The 21432-nt window shown below is 40.5% G+C and carries 22 protein-coding genes, 1 pseudogene and 1 other annotated feature; of the genes and pseudogenes, 4 read left to right on the forward strand and 19 right to left on the reverse strand.

What is annotated here, in order from left to right:
• Positions 1-3: 3 nt before the first annotated feature.
• The 6 genes from M1G12_RS01980 to M1G12_RS02005 form a co-directional block, all read right to left on the reverse strand.
• Positions 4-1266, reverse strand: coding sequence for a glutamate-5-semialdehyde dehydrogenase (locus tag M1G12_RS01980; RefSeq protein WP_247942043.1), 1263 nt, complete (start codon positions 1264-1266; stop codon positions 4-6).
• A 9-nt stretch (positions 1267-1275) separates the two neighbouring features.
• A complete protein-coding gene (gene proB / locus M1G12_RS01985; RefSeq protein WP_247949311.1) occupies positions 1276-2385 on the reverse strand; it encodes a glutamate 5-kinase in 1110 nt (369 codons plus the stop codon).
• A 100-nt stretch (positions 2386-2485) separates the two neighbouring features.
• Positions 2486-4369: an MBL fold metallo-hydrolase gene (gene cbpE, locus M1G12_RS01990; RefSeq protein ID WP_247949312.1), complete on the reverse strand. Its 1884-nt coding sequence runs from the start codon at positions 4367-4369 to the stop codon at positions 2486-2488.
• A gap of 2 nt (positions 4370-4371) precedes the next feature.
• Positions 4372-5259: an RluA family pseudouridine synthase gene (locus M1G12_RS01995; protein WP_247949313.1), complete on the reverse strand. Its 888-nt coding sequence runs from the start codon at positions 5257-5259 to the stop codon at positions 4372-4374.
• On the reverse strand, positions 5249-5710 hold the full coding sequence (lspA, locus tag M1G12_RS02000; RefSeq protein ID WP_247949314.1) for a signal peptidase II: 462 nt from the start codon (positions 5708-5710) through the stop codon (positions 5249-5251). Before lspA ends, M1G12_RS01995 begins: the two co-directional genes overlap by 11 nt.
• Entirely contained in the window at positions 5707-6615 is a 909-nt protein-coding gene (locus tag M1G12_RS02005) for a LysR family transcriptional regulator (protein ID WP_247949315.1), read from the reverse strand. The genes lspA and M1G12_RS02005 overlap by 4 nt, the downstream gene beginning before the upstream one ends.
• On the opposite strand from M1G12_RS02005, the pseudogene M1G12_RS02010 reads away from it, so the two are divergent.
• Positions 6608-6682: pseudogene (locus M1G12_RS02010) on the forward strand (AraC family transcriptional regulator); the annotation flags it as partial. The gene M1G12_RS02005 and the pseudogene M1G12_RS02010 overlap by 8 nt on opposite strands.
• Before the next feature lie 284 nt (positions 6683-6966).
• On the opposite strand, the gene rpmA reads toward M1G12_RS02010, so the two are convergent.
• The 4 genes from rpmA to M1G12_RS02030 all read right to left on the reverse strand — a co-directional run bounded on the left by rpmA (position 6967) and on the right by M1G12_RS02030 (position 8824).
• Positions 6967-7260 carry a 50S ribosomal protein L27 gene (gene rpmA, locus M1G12_RS02015; RefSeq protein ID WP_000916509.1) on the reverse strand — a complete coding sequence of 98 codons (294 nt, stop codon included), beginning with the start codon at positions 7258-7260 and terminating at the stop codon, positions 6967-6969.
• Positions 7261-7276: 16 nt separating this feature from the next.
• On the reverse strand, positions 7277-7621 hold the full coding sequence (locus M1G12_RS02020; protein ID WP_000613699.1) for a ribosomal-processing cysteine protease Prp: 345 nt from the start codon (positions 7619-7621) through the stop codon (positions 7277-7279).
• 15 nt (positions 7622-7636) lie between these two features.
• Positions 7637-7951 (reverse strand): 50S ribosomal protein L21, encoded by a 315-nt coding sequence (gene rplU, locus M1G12_RS02025; RefSeq protein ID WP_000109141.1) that lies wholly within the window; start codon positions 7949-7951, stop codon positions 7637-7639.
• Between the two features lie 35 nt (positions 7952-7986).
• Positions 7987-8061 (reverse strand) — a sequence feature (ribosomal protein L21 leader region).
• A gap of 58 nt (positions 8062-8119) precedes the next feature.
• Positions 8120-8824, reverse strand: a complete 705-nt coding sequence (locus tag M1G12_RS02030) for a YoaK family protein (protein WP_247949316.1) — start codon at positions 8822-8824, stop codon at positions 8120-8122.
• A 141-nt stretch (positions 8825-8965) separates the two neighbouring features.
• Here M1G12_RS02030 and M1G12_RS02035 point away from each other — a divergent pair, with 141 nt between their 5' ends.
• Positions 8966-9949 carry a Gfo/Idh/MocA family protein gene (locus tag M1G12_RS02035; protein ID WP_247949317.1) on the forward strand — a complete coding sequence of 328 codons (984 nt, stop codon included), beginning with the start codon at positions 8966-8968 and terminating at the stop codon, positions 9947-9949.
• Entirely contained in the window at positions 9939-11021 is a 1083-nt protein-coding gene (locus tag M1G12_RS02040) for a DEAD/DEAH box helicase (RefSeq protein WP_247949318.1), read from the forward strand. Before M1G12_RS02035 ends, M1G12_RS02040 begins: the two co-directional genes overlap by 11 nt.
• A 258-nt stretch (positions 11022-11279) precedes the next feature.
• On the opposite strand, the gene tuf is transcribed toward M1G12_RS02040, so the two are convergent.
• Positions 11280-12476: an elongation factor Tu gene (gene tuf, locus M1G12_RS02045; RefSeq protein ID WP_001040721.1), complete on the reverse strand. Its 1197-nt coding sequence runs from the start codon at positions 12474-12476 to the stop codon at positions 11280-11282.
• A 206-nt stretch (positions 12477-12682) separates the two neighbouring features.
• On the reverse strand, positions 12683-13792 hold the full coding sequence (locus tag M1G12_RS02050; protein WP_023947789.1) for an AI-2E family transporter: 1110 nt from the start codon (positions 13790-13792) through the stop codon (positions 12683-12685).
• 102 nt (positions 13793-13894) lie between these two features.
• On the opposite strand from M1G12_RS02050, the gene pbp3 reads away from it, so the two are divergent.
• Positions 13895-15136 (forward strand): D-alanyl-D-alanine carboxypeptidase PBP3, encoded by a 1242-nt coding sequence (gene pbp3, locus M1G12_RS02055; RefSeq protein ID WP_049543487.1) that lies wholly within the window; start codon positions 13895-13897, stop codon positions 15134-15136.
• Between the two features lie 149 nt (positions 15137-15285).
• Here pbp3 and M1G12_RS02060 read toward each other — a convergent pair whose 3' ends face one another.
• The 7 genes from M1G12_RS02060 to M1G12_RS02090 form a co-directional block, all read right to left on the reverse strand.
• Entirely contained in the window at positions 15286-15855 is a 570-nt protein-coding gene (locus tag M1G12_RS02060) for a hypothetical protein (protein ID WP_049543484.1), read from the reverse strand.
• Positions 15856-15874: 19 nt separating this feature from the next.
• Positions 15875-17287, reverse strand: a complete 1413-nt coding sequence (gene sufB / locus M1G12_RS02065) for a Fe-S cluster assembly protein SufB (protein ID WP_000797046.1) — start codon at positions 17285-17287, stop codon at positions 15875-15877.
• 57 nt (positions 17288-17344) lie between these two features.
• The gene (gene sufU / locus M1G12_RS02070) at positions 17345-17785 is read right to left on the reverse strand and encodes a Fe-S cluster assembly sulfur transfer protein SufU (protein ID WP_247942051.1); all 441 of its coding nucleotides are present in this window, start codon (positions 17783-17785) and stop codon (positions 17345-17347) included.
• Positions 17772-18998, reverse strand: coding sequence for a cysteine desulfurase (locus tag M1G12_RS02075; RefSeq protein WP_247949319.1), 1227 nt, complete (start codon positions 18996-18998; stop codon positions 17772-17774). The genes sufU and M1G12_RS02075 overlap by 14 nt, the downstream gene beginning before the upstream one ends.
• A gap of 10 nt (positions 18999-19008) precedes the next feature.
• Positions 19009-20271, reverse strand: coding sequence for a Fe-S cluster assembly protein SufD (gene sufD, locus M1G12_RS02080; RefSeq protein ID WP_084954265.1), 1263 nt, complete (start codon positions 20269-20271; stop codon positions 19009-19011).
• A 27-nt stretch (positions 20272-20298) separates the two neighbouring features.
• Positions 20299-21069, reverse strand: a complete 771-nt coding sequence (gene sufC / locus M1G12_RS02085; RefSeq protein ID WP_000114489.1) for a Fe-S cluster assembly ATPase SufC — start codon at positions 21067-21069, stop codon at positions 20299-20301.
• Between the two features lie 151 nt (positions 21070-21220).
• Positions 21221-21415: a DUF3272 domain-containing protein gene (locus M1G12_RS02090; protein WP_001081602.1), complete on the reverse strand. Its 195-nt coding sequence runs from the start codon at positions 21413-21415 to the stop codon at positions 21221-21223.
• Positions 21416-21432: the final 17 nt, after the last annotated feature.

Genomic DNA, 21432 nt, shown 5'->3' on the forward strand with positions numbered 1-21432 from the left:
CTCTTACTCCCTTATCTGTCCGTCACCAGTAACCACATACTTGTAGCTAGTCAACTCCTTCAAGCCCATTGGACCACGCGCGTGCAATTTCTGAGTAGAAATCCCCATTTCACAACCAAGACCAAATTGGCCACCATCTGTGAAACGAGTTGAGGCATTGACATAGACGGCTGCAGAGTCCACTTGATCTGTAAAGTAAGCTGCAGCTTCAGCATTTTCCGTCACAATGGCATCCGAATGATGGGTACTGTGGGTTTCAATATGGGCAACCGCTTCTTCTAAACTGCTCACAACCTTAACAGCTAATACATAGTCTAAAAACTCGGTGTCAAAGTCTTGAGCTTCAGCCGCTTGACCAGAAACAAACTGGCTTGCTTTGCTATCAAGTCGGAATTGAATTGGTTCCAGCCCAGCTTCTTTACGCTCTGCAACTAGAACTTGCTCCAAGCGAGGAAGGAAGCTTGCTACCTTGTCTTCATGAACCAGTAGAACCTCCATGGCATTGCAGACAGAAGGACGACTGGTTTTGGCATTGTTGATGATAGACAGAGCCTTGTCTTCGTCTGCATCCTTATCGACATAAACATGGACAATCCCAGTTCCTGTCTCGATAACAGGTACGATAGCATTCTCAACCACTGCATTGATCAAACCAGCTCCTCCACGAGGAATGAGAAGGTCTAGATAGCCTTTTGCCTTCATCATAGCATAGCTGCTTTCACGGCTGGTATCTTCCACCAGTTGAATCACATCTGGGTGAATAGTAGTCGTTTCCAAGCCCTTCTTCAAAGCTGTGACAATGGCATGGGCTGTTTGATAGGCGTCCTTACCACTACGAAGAACAACTGCATTTCCACTTTTAAGAGCCAAAGCAGCTGCATCAGACGTCACATTTGGACGACTTTCATAGATAATACCGATAACACCCATAGCCACACGTTTTTTGGTGATAACCAAACCATTTTCAAGATGACTTGTTTCTAAAACTTCACCTATTGGATCTGGTAAGGCAACCACTTCACGAATCCCAGTTGCCATTGCTTCTATACGCCCTGCATCCAAATAAAGACGATCCAGCATCACATCTGAGATTTTACCCTTAGCAGCTTCCATATCGAGGGCATTGGCCGCTAAAATTTCCTCAGTAGCAGCCACTAAGTGATCAGCCATGGCTAGCAGAGCTTGGTTTTTCACGACTTCACTGGCTGTGTTGATTGATTTTTTAACAGCCTGTACCTGTTCAAATTGTTCTTGTGTACTTACCATAGTTTACCTCTAAAATTCTGTAAAGAGTAGTTGGATTTCAGGAGTAATGGAAATCCAATCGTCACGGTGAATCAAGACCCCCTTGGCTTTTTGAGAACGCAACATATCCTCCAAAGCAGATGCACCAAATTGCACGCGTCCTTTTCCAAGTGATTTTCCACTTTCCTTGTCAAATACTGTCACGATATCACCGTAAGAAAAGGCTCCTTCTGCTTCAACAATACCAGATAAGAGAAGACTCTTTCCATGTTGAGAGAGAGCTTCAGCAGCCCCTTTATCAACCCAAATAGAACCCTGACTCTGAGCATAGAAGGCTAGCCATTGTTTCTGGGTACGAAGTCCCTTCTTTTGCGCAACAAAGTAAGAACCATCCTTGGTCTCCTCTGCCGCCTCAATCATGGCATCTGCCTTCAATGATGAACAGATATAAACAGGAACTCCTGATTCTGTAGCGATAGTTGCAGCCTTGATTTTTGTTAACATGCCACCTGTACCATTAGACGAACCTGTTCCACCGGCCATATCAATAATCTCACGATTGATAGTCTCGATTTTCTCCAAGCGTTTGGCTGTTGGATCTGAATTAGGATTTCCAGTATAAAGACCGTCTACGTCTGTCAGGAGGACCAAAAGGTCTGCTTGGACCATGGCCGCTACCTGTGCACTCAGAGTATCATTGTCGCCAACCTTGAGCTCATCAATGACGACACTATCATTCTCATTTATGATAGGAATCGCGCCACGGCTAAGTAGAACTGACAAAGCCTGATGGGCATTTTTATAACGGCGCTTATCCACAAAATCATCCTGAGTCAGTAAGATTTGTGCAGAAACGATTTGGCGCAAGAGAAGATTGGTCGTGTATTCTTCCAACAAAAGCCCTTGTCCTACCGCTGCTGAAGCCTGTTTATCAGCAATCTTAGTCGGACGCTTTTTAAATCCTAAGGCCCCAAAACCTGCAGCAATGGCACCTGACGACACCAAAATCAATTCATGACCAGCTTCGTGCAACATAGCCAATTGCTGGGTAATAGCCTTTACCTTACTACGTGATAAACTTCCATCCTCATTTGTCAGAGAAGAAGTCCCCACCTTAAAGACAATCCGTTTGTATTTCATAGTCTCACTCCGATTCTTCATATTTATCCATTATAACATGAATGACAATAAATAGAAAAGAGTTGATAGGAAAAAGAAGGCCCTAAAACCTTCTTTTTTACTACTGTTCTGATTCCGATTTATTTGCACTCGTTTCAGAGCTTTGTGAAGTTGAAGAAGTCAAATCTTGACTAGTTGAAGAACTTGTAATACTTTCGTGTTGACTCGTTTCTTTATTTTCAAGATCTTTTTTCACTACTTCATTGGATTCTTTTATTTCTGAGTTACTTGTATCTCTAGTTGTAGCAGATTTCTCTACCGGAACATCCACTAACCAGGCACCACTTGAATCAACAGTATAGCCTTCTGGTGTCTTACCATTCACAAGTAATTGACCATTTTCTTTCAAGAAGTACCATTTATCCTTGTCTTTAATCCAACCTATAGCTCGTGAACCATCTGTCTTGTAGAAATACCAATCATTTGCCTTTTTAAGCCAGCCTTGCTTCATAGCTCCTGATTCTTCTAGATAGTAATGATGACCAGAAACTTCTATCTCGCCTGTCTTCATGGTACCAGTAGAATCCATATAGTACCAGGTTTCTTTATCTTTTACCCAGCTCGTTTTCATTTCCCCTGATTGAGCAAAATAGTACCATTGTCCATCAATCTTACGCCATCCTGTTATCATATCCCCATCATTTGATAGATAATAGGTCTGACCGCCAGTATTAAGCCAACCAGTCTCCGTCTGATTTTCTTTGTTGAAATAATACCAGCTTCCATTGATTTTCTTCCAATTTTTAGCAGATGCACCAGAGTCTGTCAAATAGAACCAACGATTGTTCCATTTTTTCCATTGATTCTGTAACAAGATACCCGTTTGGTTGAAGTAATACCATTCACCCTTGATTTCATTCCAACCAACTGCATATTCTCCTGTAGAGTCAGGCGCTTGATACCACCAGTTTCCATAAGCACTCTTATGCCAACCAGCTTGAAAACTTGAAATCTGCTTGTAAGAAGTTGAAATATTGACAAAACCATCTTGTCGAATATCAAAAACTGTCGCATCATAGTCTTTGCTGGCTGCGTTAATTCTCTCAATTCCTCGTTCTTTGAGCCAATTGACATACTCACTATCAACACCATTTTTCCAAGGTAAACTATCCGAAGTTTGAACAATCAAACTCGGACTCAAATTTTTAATGAAATCCTTGGTGTTTGATTTATTGGTATCATAGTGATGATTAAACTTCATCAAATCAACTTTTCCAATGAGAGGACCATACTTGTCTTCTGCTCCATGAGCATTATCCAAATCTCCTCCGAGGTAAATTTTCTTACCATTGACTTTCACTACACTAATCAAAGAATTAGAATTGTCATCCCAAATTTTCTTTAATTCACCTGATGAATCGGTTTCATTTTCATAGTTATAGAGTTGAATATCCATGTCCCCAAACTGAAAATGAGCATCTCCTTGTGTGATGTTTTGAATAACTGAAACACCTTTTTCTGCAGCAGTCTGTAAAACCTTATCATAGCCATACAGATTATCCCATAGACGTTCAGAATTAGTAATACGATTATCACTATATTTTTTAAGATAGACTCGGTCAACTGGATAGGTAGACAGTAATTCATCAACATTTCCAATATGATCACTGTGAGTATGGGTCACCAAAATAAAATCAAGTTTTTGGACACCCAATTCCTTCAAACGACGAAAGACACGGTCTGTCAGAACATGCTTATAAGACGTTTCAATTCCTTCTCTCCATGGATAACGAGAATCACTGCCGTCTGGGAAATCATAATCTTCTCCTGTATCCACCATGGCAAAATGTCCATTACTTTCAAGAATGATCGCATCACTACCACCTTCCTGAACATTTATAAAGTGGATTTTATTTCCTGAACTTTCTTGAGCTTGAACATTCCCGTGCCATGACAAACCTAAAAAAGCGCTCGCAAGTGCTAAACTAGTTAATTTCTTTTTCATTCTTACTTTCTCAATCTCTCCAAGGTTTCCTTAAAAATCTCTGGGATATCTTCTGTAAATTCCAAAATCTCACCTGTTCTCGGATGAGTAAAACCTAGAGTCTTGGCATGGAGAAATTGTCCATGTCCTTTCAAAGTCTTGCGAGGACCATAGACTTCATCCCCAGCGACTGGATGGCCAATATAAGCCATGTGAACACGGATTTGATGGGTACGGCCTGTTTCCAGCTGCAGCTCCACTAAGCTGTAATCACCAAAACGTTCCAAAACGTGAAAACGGGTTACTGCAGGCTTTCCTTTAGCAGTCACAGCCTGTTTCTTACGGTCTTTTTCACTACGACCAATCGGAGCTTCAATCACACCACGATCATTGGGCAGATTTCCATGAACAATAGCCCAATATTTTCGGAGAGACTTTTTATCCTTGAGTTCTTGGGCAAGTGCTAGATGCGCCTCATCGTTTTTAGCAATCATGAGAAGGCCAGACGTATCCTTATCAATACGATGAACAATTCCTGGGCGTAGAACCCCATTGATACCCGACAAGTCCTTAATATGATACATAAGGGCATTTACTAGAGTTCCACTAGTATGACCAGCACTCGGATGCACCACCATCCCCTGAGGTTTGTTAACGACGGCCACATCCTCATCTTGGTAGATGATATCTAGCGGAAGATTCTCAGCCACATACTCTAAGACCTCCGGCTCTGGTACATGGTAAGTGACGATATCACCCTCTTGAACTGTGTATTTAGCTTTCTTGACTTGACCATTAACCAAGACCTGTCCTGATTTGATTTGTTCATTCGCGAGACTACGTGATAATTCTGTCAAATCCGACAAAGCCTTATCTAAACGCAGGCCACCAGTTTCAATTTTAATTTCCATTTATTTCCTCTTTTAGCATTGCAATCAATAAAATAATCACTCCAACAGTCAGATAGCTATCTGCAACATTGAAAATTGCAAAATTGATAAAGTCCAAGTGAAACATATCCACAACAAAGCCCTGACTTACCCTGTCAATAAAGTTCCCAAGACCACCTGCGATAATCAAGGTCAAACCCAAGACCATCCAGAGTGAGTCCTCCATGTGCTTATGTAGATACCAAATGGCACCTACCATAACGACAAGTGTAATGATAGCAAATAACCACTGCTGGTCTTGTAGCATCGAAAAGGCAGCCCCTCGATTTTGCAGGTAGGTCAAGCTAACGAAATTGGGAATCCAAGAGCGCACTTCACCCAGTGGAATCTGCTGGACGATATAGGATTTTACCAACTGATCAAGCCCAATCAAAAGTAGTACAATGACTACCACTATTCCTCTTTTTTTCATGATTTCCTCTTCTGATTAAAATATTCTTGCATGACTTCTACGAAAAGATTCCCAGCTTGACTAAGCTCCACTTCTTCACGTTTAACATAGACCATGCGATTATCCAAATTATCCTTGAGACGAATGACTGTAATCCCATTGACACTGTCACTATCTAAAAATCCGGAACCTGTTGCATAAGCGTCCGTCCGCTCCAAAATACCATTCAAAGTAGCACGGTCTGTCACATTGAACATCTGCGAGCTCGCACTGGTATCAACAAAGTTCTCTGAATAATAAAGGTACTCATCTTTCTCTTGAGTGAAACGAACCGTTGGTAGATCAGCTAAATCCTCCATAACCAATTCCTCTTTCTGAGCCAAAGGATGCCCCTCGCGGAGATAAATGTGGGTATGGAAGGAAATCAATTCAATGACCTCCAGACCTAGCTTTTCAACCCGTTGCATAATACCTTTTTTATTTTGATTGTTGAGGTAGATAATCCCAATCTCACTATGCCCTTGCGCTACTTCATCTAAAATTTGAACAGTAGTTGATTCAAAAATACGGAAGTTCTTATAATCAGGATAACGCTCTGAAAATGCCGTAATGGTTGGTGGCAAGAAGTCATAGTGCTGGCTAGCAATGGAAAATTCATCTTTTTCATCTTCAGGATTAGCATACTGATTTTGAAAAATATCAAATCCCTTGACCAATTCTTGCGCTTTTTCATAAAATTCCATCCCACGACGGGTCAAGAAAGTCCCTGAGCTGGTCCGACGGAAAATCTTAAAGCCCAATTCTTTTTCCAAATCACGAACAGAAATAGACAGACTCGGCTGGCTCACATACATCTTTTCAGCAGCTTCACGGAAAGTACCACTATTAGCAATGGCAACAACATAGCGTAATTGTTGAATGTTCATCTTCTACCCCCAACTTCTTTATCTTTTCATTATACCATATTTTAGAAGTTTTCCAAAAAGGAAAAAAGTCAGGAAATTTTCAAGCCTCAATAAAGACTCTAACGTCCCAATCCAAGAATTAGAATAATGTCTTTTTCAGTCTAAATTATATTTCAAACAAAAACAGCAAATCTTGTTGATTTACCGTTTATAATATGATGCAAATACAATTCTCATAATATGGGTACCAAAATGGGTACCAAAACAAAAAAACAGGCTCTCCGAAAACTCGGAAAGCCTTAGTTTATGCTACTTCTAGCTTCCTCGCCTTTATATTTCAAGGCTCGGGATAAAAAGGTTCAGTGAACCTTTTTATTTAGCGATTGGGTAAACAGAAACTTGTTTTTTATCGCGTCCTTTACGTTCAAAGCGTACTACGCCTTCAACTTTAGCGAACAAAGTATCGTCTCCACCACGACCAACGTTTACACCTGGATAGATGTGTGTACCACGTTGACGGTAAAGGATTGATCCACCTGTTACAGTTTGTCCGTCAGCTGCTTTAGCTCCAAGACGTTTCGCTTGTGAATCACGTCCGTTTGATGTAGAACCTCCACCTTTTTTGTGGGCGAAAAGTTGCAAGTTGTTAAGAGTCATTTTTAACATAATGTTTTCCTCCGTGTTAGTTTTCTGTGATAACTCTGGTTTGGACGAACTCAGAAGAGTTCTCCGATAAGTTTGCCATACCTAAGAAAAATGATTCAAAGAATAACTGGGTCATTTCTCTCTGGTGTGAAGGAAGATCTTTTGGAATTTCAACCATCAGATAGCCACCTTCATCTTCGTTTAATTCTAGGATTGGTTCATAGCCTGCAAATTTCTCAATAGAATTGATAAAGTTAATGGCAAGCGTAGAAACCGATGCACACACGACATCTAAGCCGTATTCGCCACTCTCGGCGTGTCCAGTAATTTCCGCACTCCTCAGCTCGCCATCTTCGGCTCTCTCAAAGACTGCTTGTATCATGTGTTCTCCTTAAAATTAAGCGTTGATTGCGTTGATGACAACTTTTGTATATGGTTGACGGTGACCTTGTTTACGATGGCTACCTTTTTTAGGTTTGTACTTGTAAGTAACAACTTTCTTTTGTTTTCCTTGTTTTTCAACAGTTCCAACTACAGTAGCTCCAGCAACAAGTGGAGTTCCGACAACAGTGTTTTCACCACCAACAAGAACAACTTCGTTAAAAGTAACTTCTTGACCAGCTTCAACGTTCAATTTTTCAACGTAAACTGCTTGACCAACTTCAACTTTAACTTGTTTTCCGCCAGTTTTGATAATTGCGTATGTGCTCATTATGCACCTCCTATGATTTTTATGGGTTTCCCCGAATTTTTGTGAAGACTCGCCTAGCATCGTGGGACGAACCACTTAGAATAACGATGTTCGTGCGGTTGCACAGGAACGTGCATAGTCAACTCTTCAAGTATAGCATATCTCCTGTTTTCTTACAAGTAATAACACCTAAAATGAAGCTTTTTCTTTTACTTTTTTCTGCAACTTGGCAAAAAGCATGCTGAGGTAAAAAATGCTCATCATAATAGGAACACCAAGAATAGTCTTTTCATGATAGAAAATCGTCAAATAGGCTGAAAAGACAACGCCAAGAACAAAACTACTAAGAAGGCTAACAAATATAAACCCTTCACGCAAAAAAGGAGTGTGCTTGGTCCGGAAATAATCTCCAAAAGCCAGCATGGTCCGTTTGATGTTCCCTGTCATAAAAGCGTTATTGTAGGCAATACCCGACACTTCTCCAAAAGCAGTTGTCACCAACCCCATACAGAAGGCCAAGGGCGGTACTAGATAGATATTATCTACAGTTTGCGGCACAAAACCAATAATGATTGATAAGATTGCCAAAGGAATCAATGACAAAATTGGTTTTTTTACAATTCTCAATTTTTCCTTATAAACCGTTAATAAAAAGACCCCCATCATAAAAGCTAGCAAGGTGAGGACCTTGTCCCTAACATCTGAAACATTATTTTGAATTAATTCTACTGAAAGAAAGACTACATTCCCAGTTTGTCCAGCTACAAGAGTATTCCCTCGCACAATAAAAGTATAGGCGTCTACATATCCTGCACAAAACGTCAAAAAAAGCGCTAGCCTCTTAGACTGACGTGATATTTTTCTTATAGGTAATAACCTCATTTTCCCTCCCATTTCATTTACTCATCTCATTATTTTACCACTTTCTTTGGAAAAGGCCTAGTAGCTTATTTGAATTTTTTTACCCTCTGTTGGATAGTCCCGTCTATCTGTGTTATAATGAAAGAAGGATTTGAAATCGGAAAAGGAGTAACTATGCTTAAATTAGGTGTCATCGGAACAGGGGCTATCAGCCACCACTTCATAGAAGCAGCCCATTCCAGTGGAGAATACAAGCTGGTCGCAGTCTATTCTAGAAAACTAGAAACTGCGGCAACCTTTGCTTCTCGCTATCAGAATATCCAACTCTTTGATCAAGTAGAGGATTTCTTGAAGAGCTCCTTTGATGTGGTCTATATTGCTAGCCCAAACTCCTTGCATTTTGCTCAGGCAAAGGCTGCCTTGTCTGCTGGTAAACATGTCATTCTTGAAAAGCCAGCTGTCACTCAGCCGCAAGAATGGCTAGATTTGAGACATACAGCTGAGAAAAATCACTGTTTTATCTTCGAAGCAGCTCGTAATTATCACGAGAAAGCTTTCACTACTATCAAAAACTTTTTAGCAGACAAGCATGTGTTGGGAGCAGATTTCAACTATGCCAAGTATTCTTCCAAAATGCCAGATTTGTTGGCTGGACAGACACCAAATGTCTTTTCAGACCGTTTTGCTGGCGGTGCTCTCATGGATTTGGGGATTTATCCTCTCTACGCTGCCGTTCGCCTCTTTGGAAAGGCTCAGGACGCGACCTACATGGCCCAACAGCTTGACAATAGCTTGGATCTGAATGGTGACGGAATCCTCTTCTACCCAGACTTTCAAGTTCACATCAAGGCTGGGAAAAACATCACTTCCAATCTTCCTTGCGAAATTTACACGACAGATGGTACCTTGACTCTCAACACGATTGAGCATGTTCGCTCGGCTATTTTTACCGACCATCAAGGCAATCAATTCCAACTCCCTATCCAACAAGCTCCTCATACGATGACTGAGGAAGTCGCTGCATTTGCACACATGATCCAGCAACCAGATCTGAATCTCTACCAAACTTGGCTGGAAGATGCAAGTTCTGTTCATGAACTACTATTTACCATGCGCCAGACTGCTGGCATTAGATTTGAGGCAGAAAATGAAAACTAAACTACCGACTGAATGGCAAGGACTGAGTGACCAACTCGGTTTCCAAGAATTCACCTCCATTCAAACTCAACTATTTGAGCCCCTTCTTGCTGGAGAAAATCTTCTAGGAGTGAGCCCAACAGGAACTGGTAAGACCCTAGCTTACCTTCTACCAAGTCTTCTCAGACTACAAAAGAAAAAAGCCCAACAACTCTTGATTCTAGCACCAAATACAGAACTTGCTGGACAGATTTTTGATGTATGTAAAACGTGGGCTGAAGCTATCGGCTTAGCTGCCCAACTCTTCTTATCAGGTTCGAGTCAGAAACGCCAGATTGAACGCCTAAAAAAAGGACCAGAAATTCTGATTGGAACCCCTGGCCGTATCTTTGAACTAATTAAATTGAAAAAAATCAAGATGATGAATGTGGAAACCATCATCCTAGATGAATTTGACCAATTGCTCGATGATTCTCAGATACACTTTGTTGAGAAAATCACTCACTACGCACCTCGTGACCACCAACTGGTCTACATGAGTGCGACGACCAAGTTTGACCAAGAAAAGATTGCGCCTAACACACGTACCATTGATCTTTCTGACCAAAAATTGGATAACATCCAACATTTCTATATGCAGGTAGACCAACGTCACCGAGTGGATATGCTACGAAAACTAGCTCATGTAGAAGATTTCCGTGGTCTGGTCTTCTTTAACAGCTTGTCAGATCTTGGAAGTGCAGAAGAAAAATTACAGTATCGTGATATCTTAGCTGTATCTCTAGCTAGTGATGTCAATGTTAAATTTAGAAAAGTTATCTTAGAAAAGTTTAAAGATAACCAACTGACCCTTCTTCTTGCAACAGACCTTTTGGCTCGTGGGATTGATATCGATAGCCTCGAATGTGTTGTAAACTTTGATGTCCCTAGAGATATCGAAATTTACACTCACCGTGCTGGCCGTACTGGCCGTATGGGCAAGGAAGGTTATGTTATCACTCTCGTCACCCATCCTGAAGAACTCAAAAAACTTAAGAAGTTTGCAGGTGTCCGTGAAATTGTCCTAAAAAATCAAGAACTCTACATCAAATAACCCCCCCTTTGCTCTATGCCCATCAAGTGTATAGAGCTTTTTTATGTAAACAATTCTTCAATTTTATACTCAATGAAAATCAAAGAGCAAACTAGGAAGCTAGCCCAGACTGTACTTGAGTACGGCAAGGTGACGCCGACGTGGGTTGAATTTGATTTTCATTGAGTATTAGTTCAATATTCGAAAAAAAGAACCTTGCAAAGCAAGATTCTTTTAGTGTCTGACTTAAATAATTGTTCTTCTGGGAACTAAATCGAATTAAGCTTCGATTTCTGTAACCATACCTGAACCAACAGTACGTCCACCCTCACGGATAGAGAATGTAGTACCTTGTTCTACGGCGATTGGGTGGATCAACTCAACGTCGATTGTCACGTTATCACCAGGCATTACCATTTCAGTACCTGCTGGAAGTTCGATTGAACCTGTAACGTCAGTAGTACGGAAGTAGAATTGTGGACGGTAGTTGTTGAAGAATGGAGTGTGACGTCCACCTTCTTCTTTAGTAAGGATGTAGACTTCACCTTTGAATTTAGTGTGTGGGTTGATTGAACCTGGTTTAGCGATAACTTGTCCACGTTCGATTTCATCACGTTGAACACCACGAAGAAGGACACCTACGTTATCTCCGGCAAGACCTTCGTCAAGTTGTTTACGGAACATTTCAACACCAGTAACGACTGCTTTTTGAGTTTCTTCTTTGATACCAACGATTTCGATTTCGTCGTTGACTTTAACGATACCACGGTCGATACGTCCTGAAGCAACTGTACCACGACCAGTGATTGAGAATACGTCTTCGACTGGAAGAAGCAATGGTTTGTCAGTGTCACGTTCTGGTTCTGGGATGTACTCATCAACTGTGTTCATCAATTCCATAACGATGTCTTCGTATTTAGTGTCACCTTCAAGGGCTTTAAGAGCTGAACCTTGGATAACTGGAAGATCGTCACCTGGGAAGTCGTATTCTGACAATAGGTCACGGATTTCCATTTCAACCAATTCAAGCAATTCTTCGTCGTCAACCAAGTCAACTTTGTTCATGAAGACGATAAGGTGTTTAACACCAACCTGACGTGAAAGAAGGATGTGCTCACGAGTTTGTGGCATTGGTCCGTCAGTTGAAGCTACTACAAGGATAGCTCCGTCCATTTGAGCGGCACCAGTGATCATGTTTTTAACATAGTCCGCGTGTCCTGGAGCGTCGATGTGAGCGTAGTGACGTTTTTCAGTTTCGTACTCAACGTGCGCAGTGTTGATTGTGATACCACGTTCGCGTTCTTCTGGAGCAGCATCGATAGACGCATAGTCTTTAGGTTGGTTAACAGCTGAAGGCAAGCGACGTGCCAAAACAGTTGTGATAGCTGCTGTCAAAGTAGTTTTACCGTGGTCAACGTGTCCGATAGTACCAATGTTAACGTGTGGTTTACTACGATCGTATTTTTCTTTTGCCATTTGAGTAAAAGCCTCCAATAAAATATATTTTATAGATAGACAGTAGGCAATACAGTCTAACTTTCCTTACTATTTTATCAAATTTCAGCTAAATTGCAAGTGTTTTACAAAGTTTTTGTGAATTATTCTTAATCTACTAATCTAAACGGTATTTCTACTCCCATCACTTCTTTAATGAAAAAGAAAAATCAGGAATTTCCTGATTTTTACTTAGCTAATTCTCTTTCTCGTTCTTTCATTATTTTATGATTTTCATACAAACGTGATAAAAACTTAGAAATTTCTTTTAAGATAGAATAGGTTGGTACTGCGACAATCATGCCAATGACACCATAGATATTACTTGATAACAAAAGTAATACTAAAATCGTAATTGGATGAACCTTCATCACTCCACCAACGATTCGAGGGTAAAGGATGTTCCCATCTACTTGTTGAATAATCAACATATAAACAACTGCAATCAGCATTCTATGAGGATCAGTAAAGACATTGGCGATAATCATCGGAATCAAACCAATACTTGGTCCAACATAAGGAATGAGATTGGCCAATCCTGAAAAGATGGCAAAGACCAAAGCGTATTTCAAACCAATCACGCTATATCCGATAAAGGCCAAACAACCAATAATAATCGCATCAATAGCAACTCCACTAATATATCGAGCAATTGTAGTATTCAAATTTTTTAAAAGACCTGTAATATGCAACTTATCTCGCTTTAAAACAGTACGCTCAAGCATCGGCAAGAATTTGTGGCCATCTAATAAAAAATAAATTAAAAATACAGGTGTCATGATAATAATCAAAACAGTACTAAAGAGCGCAGATAAGACACTTCCAACACTATTCGTTACACTATTTAGGATATTCTGTAGAATATCTACATAAGAGAGATTTAACTGTTGAATAGTCGCTTGAATATCTAAATTTTGAAAGGCTGGATAAGTGGATAAATCGATAATCAAATCTTGCAGACGACTGTAGATTGTCTGACTTGTAGCAATCAAACTTGTCAGCTGATTAATCAAAATCGGTAAGAGATAGACGACCCCAATAACTAGCCCACAAACCAAGGCGCACAAGGTTAGTAGAATACCAATGATACGGTTAATTTTGAAATACTTTTGTAAAAAATTTACAATAGGATTGGTCAAATAATATAAAAAACCACCTAAAAGAAAGGGAATCATTATAGTGTTTGCGACACTTACAAAAGGCGTTATAATCCCACCCATCTGTCTCCATAAATAAAAGATGATGGTTAATAGTAAAATCTCACTGGTCCAAAAAAATAATTTATTCTTACGAAACATGAAGTACCTCCATTCATCTATTTTACCACACTTTCAAAAAAGCTTCTTTCTTATATCATGAAACTGGGAATATTTTTTTCTTTATGATAGAATAAACTTACTATGAAAAAAATAATTTTAACTCTCCTAAGCCTTTCCGTTATTGGGGCAGCATCTACTGTTGATGCTCAAGATTTTAATATTGCTGCTAAACATGCAATTGCTGTTGAGGCAAATACCGGTAAAATTCTCTATGAGAAAGATGCAACCCAGCCAGTTGAAATTGCTTCGATCACAAAATTGATTACTGTTTATCTTGTCTATGAAGCCTTGGAAAACGGTAGTATTACACTATCAACTCCGGTAGATATCTCTGATTATCCATACAAATTAACGACAAATTCTGAAGCGAGTAACGTTCCTATGGAGGCTCGTAATTATACCGTCGAACAACTACTGGAAGCAACCCTAGTATCCAGTGCTAACAGTGCAGCTATTGCGTTAGCTGAAAAAATTGCTGGCTCAGAAAAAGATTTCGTCGATATGATGAGGGCAAAGCTCTTGGAATGGGGCATTCAGGATGCCACTGTTGTCAATACGACGGGTCTGAACAATGAGACTCTAGGGGATAACATTTACCCGGGCTCTAAAAAAGATGATGAAAATAAACTCAGTGCATATGATGTCGCTATCGTTGCTCGCAACCTCATCAAAAAATACCCACAAGTCTTGGAAATCACTAAAAAACCTTCATCTACTTTTGCTGGGATGACAATCACTTCTACCAACTACATGTTAGAGGGTATGCCTGCTTATCGCGGTGGTTTTGATGGCCTTAAGACAGGAACAACAGACAAGGCTGGAGAATCTTTTGTTGGTACTACTGTTGAAAAAGGGATGAGGGTTATCACAGTTGTTTTGAATGCAGATCATCAAGACAATAATCCTTACGCTCGCTTCACAGCTACATCTTCACTAATGGATTATATCTCTTCTACATTCACACTTCGTAAAATCGTTCAAAAAGGCGATGCCTACCAAGATAGTAAAGCCCCTGTACAAGATGGAAAAGAAGATACCGTCACTGCCGTTGCCAAAGATGATATCTCTCTAATTGAACGTGTTGGAAGTCAATCTTCCCAATCTGTTCAATTCACTCCTGATTCTAAAGCAATCCCAGCACCACTTGAAGCCGGAACAGTGGTTGGACATTTGACTTATGAAGACAAGGACTTGATTGGTCAAGGTTACATTACCACAGAACGCCCTAGTTTCGAAATGGTAGCAGAAAAGAAAGTTGAAAAAGCTTTCTTCTTAAAAGTTTGGTGGAATCAGTTTATCCGATTTATCAACGAAAAATTATAAAAAAAAATCGCGATTTAAACCGCGATTTTTTATTTTATAGTGAAATGAAATAAAAACTGAACAAATTTATTGGGACAGAAAACTAATTTCTAAAAATGTTTTAGAAATCACAGTGTACTATTCCAGTTTCAATTCATTATATTTGTTTTTTAAACTTCATAATAGGGAAACGGACGGTCACTATCCAATGGACGATTTAGTACTTCTTTTTCCAAAATAGCGCGCCAACCAGATACCAATTCTTCAAAAATCAATTTGGCTTCAGGAGAAGCTGTTGTAAGCTTCCGTCCAAACCAAGCCATGGTTGCAGTTTCAAACTGAAGCATAGCGTAGTCGATTACCGGTACATTTGCCTCTTCATAATTCTCATTTACTGCTTGTGCAACTTCTGATGCTTGTGGAAGAAGTTGATTGCTGATTTTATCTACAACACTTGCGTCCATCTCTCGCCAAGAAAGTAATTGACCATCCACCTGATAAAAGAGCTCAAAGGTTTCTTGATTTTTCTTAAAATTGGTAAGAACAAAAGCACGTTCCACTGCCTCTGGACCACCAACAGCCTTTACAGCGTTTATAAGGAGATTTTCTTCCATTTGTCTCCAATAATCATCAGCTTCTTCTACCAAATCAATTGTGAAAGGTGGAACAATTTCCTCGGCAGAAATTTCGCCTTTATTCGCTTTCTCGATATTACCAAATAATTTTTTTAAGAATCCCATTTGCTTCTCCTAGTTCCTATTACCCAACTGAACCTTCCATCTCGTAGCTAATCAAGCGGTTCAGCTCAACAGCATATTCCATTGGAAGCTCTTTTGTAAATGGTTCTACAAATCCCATAACAATCATCTCAGTTGCTTCAGATTCTGACAATCCACGACTCATGAGGTAATAGAGTTGCTCTTCTGAAATCTTAGATACCTTAGCTTCGTGTTCCAAAGCGACTTGTGAGTTGTGAATTTCATTAAATGGAATAGTATCTGACGCTGATAAGTCATCCATGATAATGGTATCACACTCGATGTGAGAAACAGATTTCTTAGAGTTCTTGTTAAAGGTTACTTGTCCACGGTAGTCAACCTTCCCTCCGCCTTTAGCAATGGATTTAGACACGATAGACGAGCTTGTATGTGGAGCATTGTGGATCATCTTAGCTCCAGTATCCTGGTGTTGCCCTGCATTGGCAAAGGCAATCGAAAGCATGGTTCCACGCGCCCCTTCTCCATCTAGGTAAACAGATGGGTATTTCATAGTTGTTTTGGCACCCAAGTTTCCATCAATCCACTCAACAGTCGCATCTTTCAAGGCTTTAGCACGTTTTGTTACCAAGTTATAGACGTTATCAGACCAGTTTTGAATGGTTGTATAACGCATATAAGCTCCATCCAAGGCAAAGATTTCTACGATGGCAGCATGCAAGCTGTTACTTGAATATGTTGGCGCTGTACATCCTTCTACGTAGTGGACGCTTGCTCCCTCATCAACGATAATCAAGGTACGTTCAAACTGTCCAGTATTTTCGTTATTGATACGGAAATAGGTTTGAAGCGGAATATCTACCTTGACACCTTTTGGTACATAGATAAAGGTTCCACCAGACCATACTGCTGAGTTGAGGGCAGCCAACTTGTTATCTGTCGGCGGTACTAACTTCGCAAAATATTGCTTAAACAAGTCTGGGTATTCCTTAAGGGCAGAATCTGTATCTGTAAAGATAATTCCTAACTTCTCAAATTCTTCCTTCATGTTATGGTAAACCACTTCTGACTCATACTGGGCAGAAGCTCCAGCTAGATAGGCACGCTCAGCTTCAGGAATCCCGATCCGTTCAAAGGTTTCTTTGATTTTTTCAGGAACGTCATCCCAAGAACGGGCTGGTTTATCAGATGGTTTTTGGTAGTAGATCAAGTCATCAAAGTCAATCTCTGACAAGTCTGCTCCCCAAGTTTGCATGGGCATTTTTTTGAAGGTTTCATAAGATTTCAAACGGAATTCCAACATCCACTCAGGTTCTCCCTTAGCTGCTGATAGTTCACGAATGACATCTTCATTCAATCCTTTTCCTGTCGATAGGACAGGCTCTACATCGTCATGGAAACCAAATTTATATTCACCAAGGTCAATTGGTTTTGGTTCTACTCTTTCTTCAGCCATAATATCCTTTCTTTCATTCTTCATTTCTACTGATTCATAAGACAAAAGAAACTTGCCTTACTTGTTTTCTTGATTTTCAATTGTTTTCTTGAGGGCGTTCCAAGCTAGGGTTGCACACTTGATACGTTGAGGAAATTTGGCAACACCTGATAAGAAGGCTGCGTCTCCAAGACTATCTTGTCTGTCATCTTTTTTGCCTTGAACCATTTCAGAAAAAATAGTAGCAAGCTCTAAAATTTCTTGTTTGGTTTTTCCTAAAACTGCATCTGTCATCATGCTAGCAGAGGCAGTTGAGATGGTACAACCTGAGTTTAGAAAAGCGATATCTTCTAATCGATTCTCTGCATCAAACTTGACAGAGAGATTGATAACATCTCCACAGGTCGGATTGTTGAGACTGATTTGTTCAGCGTCTTCTAACTTCCCTTGGTGATGTGGATTTTTCGAATGGTCCGCTACCACTGCCATATAAAGGCTATCTAGTTTAGAAAGTGCCATTGAAAAACTCCTTTGTCTTTTGTAAGGCATCGACTAGCTTGTCACAATCTGCCTTGGTATTATAGATATAAAAACTTGCACGAGCTGTTGCTGGGACATCCAAATACTGGAGCAAGGGTTGAGCGCAATGGTGACCTGCGCGAACAGCAACTCCTTCATAATCCAAAGCAGTCGCAAGGTCGTGCGGATGAAGGTCGCCTAGGTTAAAGGCAATCACACCTGAACGTTGAGCCAAGTCCTGAGAACCGTAAATAGTCAATCCTTCAATCGCCTGCAGTTTTGGATAGACGTATGCGATCAATTCTTGTTCATGGGCTTCAATCGCATCCATACCAATCTTTTCAAGATAATCTACTGCCGCAGCAAGTCCGATTGCACCTGCCATATTGGGAGTTCCTGCCTCGAATTTCCAAGGTAATTCCTTCCAACTAGCAGATTGTTCATAAACGAAATCTATCATTTCGCCGCCAAATTCTACTGGTGACATTTGTTCCAGATACTTTTCTTTACCATAAAGAACACCGATACCAGTTGGACCCGCCATCTTGTGACCTGAAAAGGCAAAGAAGTCAACATCCAAGTCCTGAACATCGATCTTCATATGAGGCGTAGATTGAGCACCATCCACCACCATGATAGCTCCAACTTGGTGGGCCAATTGAGTGATTTCTTTTATTGGATTGACCACACCAAGGACATTTGAGGCGTGAGCAAGGGAGACAAACTTAACTTTATCAGTCAATTTAATTCGCAAATCATCCATATCCAGAGCTCCATTCTTGAGATAGACATAGACAAGCTCTGCCCCAGTCTTGCGGCAGGCTTCCTGCCATGGAATGATATTGGAATGGTGTTCCATGACGGAAATCAAGACCTGGTCTCCCTCAGTCAAGACTTCCTCAGCATAACGCGCTACCCAATTAAGACTGGTTGTCGTTCCTCTAGTAAAGAGAACTTCCTTTGTTGAGCCTGCATTGATAAACTTACCAATGGTTTCACGAGCCGCCTCATAGGAAGCTGTCGCCCTTTCTGCCAAGGTATGAACGCCACGATGAACATTGGCATTGTCGTTCTCATAGTAGCGGTTAATCGTCTCCAGAACTGCTAGTGGTTTTTGTGTCGTCGCAGCATTGTCCAAATAAACCAATGGTTCATCATTAACAATCTGGTCTAAAATTGGAAAATCCTTGCGAATCGCTTCTACATCTAACATAGGCTTCCCCTTAGCGTTTTGACAATTTTTCTTCGATAGTTGCAATCATTTCATCACGAACTTCCTTAACTGGAATCTCAACGATAACTGAGCCAAGGAAACCACGGACAACCAAACGTTCTGCAGTTGCCTTATCTAAACCACGGCTCATGAGGTAGTACATGTCTTCTGGATCCACCTGACCGATAGAAGCTGCGTGACCTGCAGTAACATCATTTTCGTCAATCAAAAGAATTGGATTGGCATCTGAACGCGCTTGGTCTGAAAGCATAAGAACACGGCTCTCTTGTTGCGCATCTGCTCCCTTAGCACCCTTGATAATGTGGCCAATACCATTGAAGGTCAAAGTTGCTTTTTCAAGGATAACCCCATGTTGGAGGATATTTCCGATAGAGTTGCAGCCGTAGTTAGTCACTCGAGTATCAATCCCTTGTACCTGACGACCACTTGAAAGAGCTACGACTTTAAGGTCAGCATGGCTACCATTTCCAATCAAGTCGCTATCAAAGTCTGCAACGACGTTCCCTTCGTTCATGACACCGATTGCCCAGTCAATGCTTGCATCGTTGCCTAATTTACCACGACGGCTAATGTAGGCTGTGACGTTTTCACCTAGACGGTCGATTGCAGCAAACTTCACTTGCGCACCAGAACGAGCAATAACTTCTACTGTGATATTGGCAGTTGCTTTGGCACTTCCTTCACCGCGTGACTCTAAACGTTCCAGATAACTAATCTTAGAATTTTTACCAGCGATAATCATAATATGCTTGTTAAACGCCACATCGCTATCGCTGTCTTGATAGAAAATTCCTTCGATTGGTTCAGCAATTTCCACGTTATCAGGAATATAGAGAACAGCACCACTATTGAAATAAGCTGTATGGTAGGCTGCCAACTTGTCATCGTCATACTTAACAGATGACATGAAGAATTCTTCGATCAGCTCTGGAATTTCTTCTAAAGCTGAGTGAAAGTCTGTAAAGACGACACCCTGTTCAGCTAACTCAACTGGAGTTTGCTCAAAAACAGTCTGAGTTCCTACTTGCACCAACTTCAAGTGATTATCTAGTGCAGTGAAATCTGGAACATTTGCTGATGGCTCACTTTCTGTAATCGTTCCATCACCCAGATTCCAACGGTGAAATTTGACACGCTCAATAACTGGTAATTCCAAAGTCTCAATCTTGTCAAAAGCTTTTTGACGGAGGTCAGCCAACCAGCTTGGTTCAGCGTGCATTTCTGAAAAAAGTTTAATATTTTCTTTAGTCATTTACTTCTCCTAAAAGATACGAGGGAATTACAATTCTTCCTTGTAGTCATAGCCAAGTTCTTCAGCTAGTTTTGCGTATCCTTCACGTTCCAAACGCGCAGCCAATTCTGGACCACCAGAAAGGACAACACGACCTTCCATCATGACGTGTACCACATCAGGTGTGATGTAGTTCAAAAGACGTTGGTAGTGAGTGATAATCATAGCACCAAAGCCTTCACCACGCATAGCATTCACACCTTTAGAAACAACTTTAAGGGCATCAATATCAAGACCAGAGTCAATCTCATCCAAAAGGGCAAAAGTTGGTTCCAACATCAAAAGTTGAAGAATCTCATTACGTTTTTTCTCACCACCAGAGAAACCTTCGTTAAGGTAACGCTCAGCCATTTCTTCTTTCATGTTGAGCAATTCCATCTTCTCATCCAATTTAGTGATAAACTCACGAACTGAAATCTTCTCATCGTCTTCTTTACCAGCATTCATGGCTGCACGAAGAAACTCAGCGTTAGTAATCCCAGGAATTTCTGATGGGTATTGCATAGCAAGGAAAAGTCCCATACGCGCACGCTCGTCCACTTCCAACTCAAGGATGTTGACGCCATCAAACAAGACTTCGCCTTTGGTCACTTCATAGTTTGGATTTCCCATGATAGCGGCAGAAAGAGTCGATTTACCAGTACCATTTGGTCCCATGATAGCGGCGATTTCTCCTGTTTTCAGGGTCAGGTTAACCCCTTTTAAAATTTCTTTTCCTTCAATCTCAACGTGAAGATCTTTAATCTCTAATACTGACATGATAGTTCCTTTCTTTTTCAAGGCCTTTACCGGTGCTCACTAGAAACATACTTGATTTCCCTAGAAAATACGGTAAAAGGTCAATAAATATACTTTTATAGTATAACAAAAAAAAGCCTAAAAGGCTTTGATTTTGTCTAGAAGCTGAGGACTAGTCTTTTCCTTTTAAATGCTGGTCAATGACATCCACTATTTTGCCCATCAAGTAACTTACTCGAAAATTTCTAAAGAGCAAAATGGCCCAAAAGGCTGCCATAATATAGCGACCAGTCATCCAGGCTTCATTGAAAAAATAGGTCTCAGCAGCTGTAAACAGCGCGATGATAATAAATTGTTGTCTATTCATAAACTTATTGTATCATG

Origin of the sequence: Streptococcus mitis, assembly GCF_023110375.1 — a bacterium.
Classification (GTDB): Bacteria; Bacillota; Bacilli; order Lactobacillales; family Streptococcaceae; genus Streptococcus; species Streptococcus mitis_CI.

Coding starts and splice junctions, on each gene's coding strand:
- M1G12_RS01980 (WP_247942043.1), bottom strand. CDS start 1,266: ATGGTAAGTACACAAGAACAATTTGAACAGGTACAGGCTGTTAAAAAA.
- proB (WP_247949311.1), bottom strand. CDS start 2,385: ATGAAATACAAACGGATTGTCTTTAAGGTGGGGACTTCTTCTCTGACA.
- cbpE (WP_247949312.1), bottom strand. CDS start 4,369: ATGAAAAAGAAATTAACTAGTTTAGCACTTGCGAGCGCTTTTTTAGGT.
- M1G12_RS01995 (WP_247949313.1), bottom strand. CDS start 5,259: ATGGAAATTAAAATTGAAACTGGTGGCCTGCGTTTAGATAAGGCTTTG.
- lspA (WP_247949314.1), bottom strand. CDS start 5,710: ATGAAAAAAAGAGGAATAGTGGTAGTCATTGTACTACTTTTGATTGGG.
- M1G12_RS02005 (WP_247949315.1), bottom strand. CDS start 6,615: ATGAACATTCAACAATTACGCTATGTTGTTGCCATTGCTAATAGTGGT.
- rpmA (WP_000916509.1), bottom strand. CDS start 7,260: ATGTTAAAAATGACTCTTAACAACTTGCAACTTTTCGCCCACAAAAAA.
- M1G12_RS02020 (WP_000613699.1), bottom strand. CDS start 7,621: ATGATACAAGCAGTCTTTGAGAGAGCCGAAGATGGCGAGCTGAGGAGT.
- rplU (WP_000109141.1), bottom strand. CDS start 7,951: ATGAGCACATACGCAATTATCAAAACTGGCGGAAAACAAGTTAAAGTT.
- M1G12_RS02030 (WP_247949316.1), bottom strand. CDS start 8,824: ATGGGAGGGAAAATGAGGTTATTACCTATAAGAAAAATATCACGTCAG.
- M1G12_RS02035 (WP_247949317.1), top strand. CDS start 8,966: ATGCTTAAATTAGGTGTCATCGGAACAGGGGCTATCAGCCACCACTTC.
- M1G12_RS02040 (WP_247949318.1), top strand. CDS start 9,939: ATGAAAACTAAACTACCGACTGAATGGCAAGGACTGAGTGACCAACTC.
- tuf (WP_001040721.1), bottom strand. CDS start 12,476: ATGGCAAAAGAAAAATACGATCGTAGTAAACCACACGTTAACATTGGT.
- M1G12_RS02050 (WP_023947789.1), bottom strand. CDS start 13,792: ATGTTTCGTAAGAATAAATTATTTTTTTGGACCAGTGAGATTTTACTA.
- pbp3 (WP_049543487.1), top strand. CDS start 13,895: ATGAAAAAAATAATTTTAACTCTCCTAAGCCTTTCCGTTATTGGGGCA.
- M1G12_RS02060 (WP_049543484.1), bottom strand. CDS start 15,855: ATGGGATTCTTAAAAAAATTATTTGGTAATATCGAGAAAGCGAATAAA.
- sufB (WP_000797046.1), bottom strand. CDS start 17,287: ATGGCTGAAGAAAGAGTAGAACCAAAACCAATTGACCTTGGTGAATAT.
- sufU (WP_247942051.1), bottom strand. CDS start 17,785: ATGGCACTTTCTAAACTAGATAGCCTTTATATGGCAGTGGTAGCGGAC.
- M1G12_RS02075 (WP_247949319.1), bottom strand. CDS start 18,998: ATGTTAGATGTAGAAGCGATTCGCAAGGATTTTCCAATTTTAGACCAG.
- sufD (WP_084954265.1), bottom strand. CDS start 20,271: ATGACTAAAGAAAATATTAAACTTTTTTCAGAAATGCACGCTGAACCA.
- sufC (WP_000114489.1), bottom strand. CDS start 21,069: ATGTCAGTATTAGAGATTAAAGATCTTCACGTTGAGATTGAAGGAAAA.
- M1G12_RS02090 (WP_001081602.1), bottom strand. CDS start 21,415: ATGAATAGACAACAATTTATTATCATCGCGCTGTTTACAGCTGCTGAG.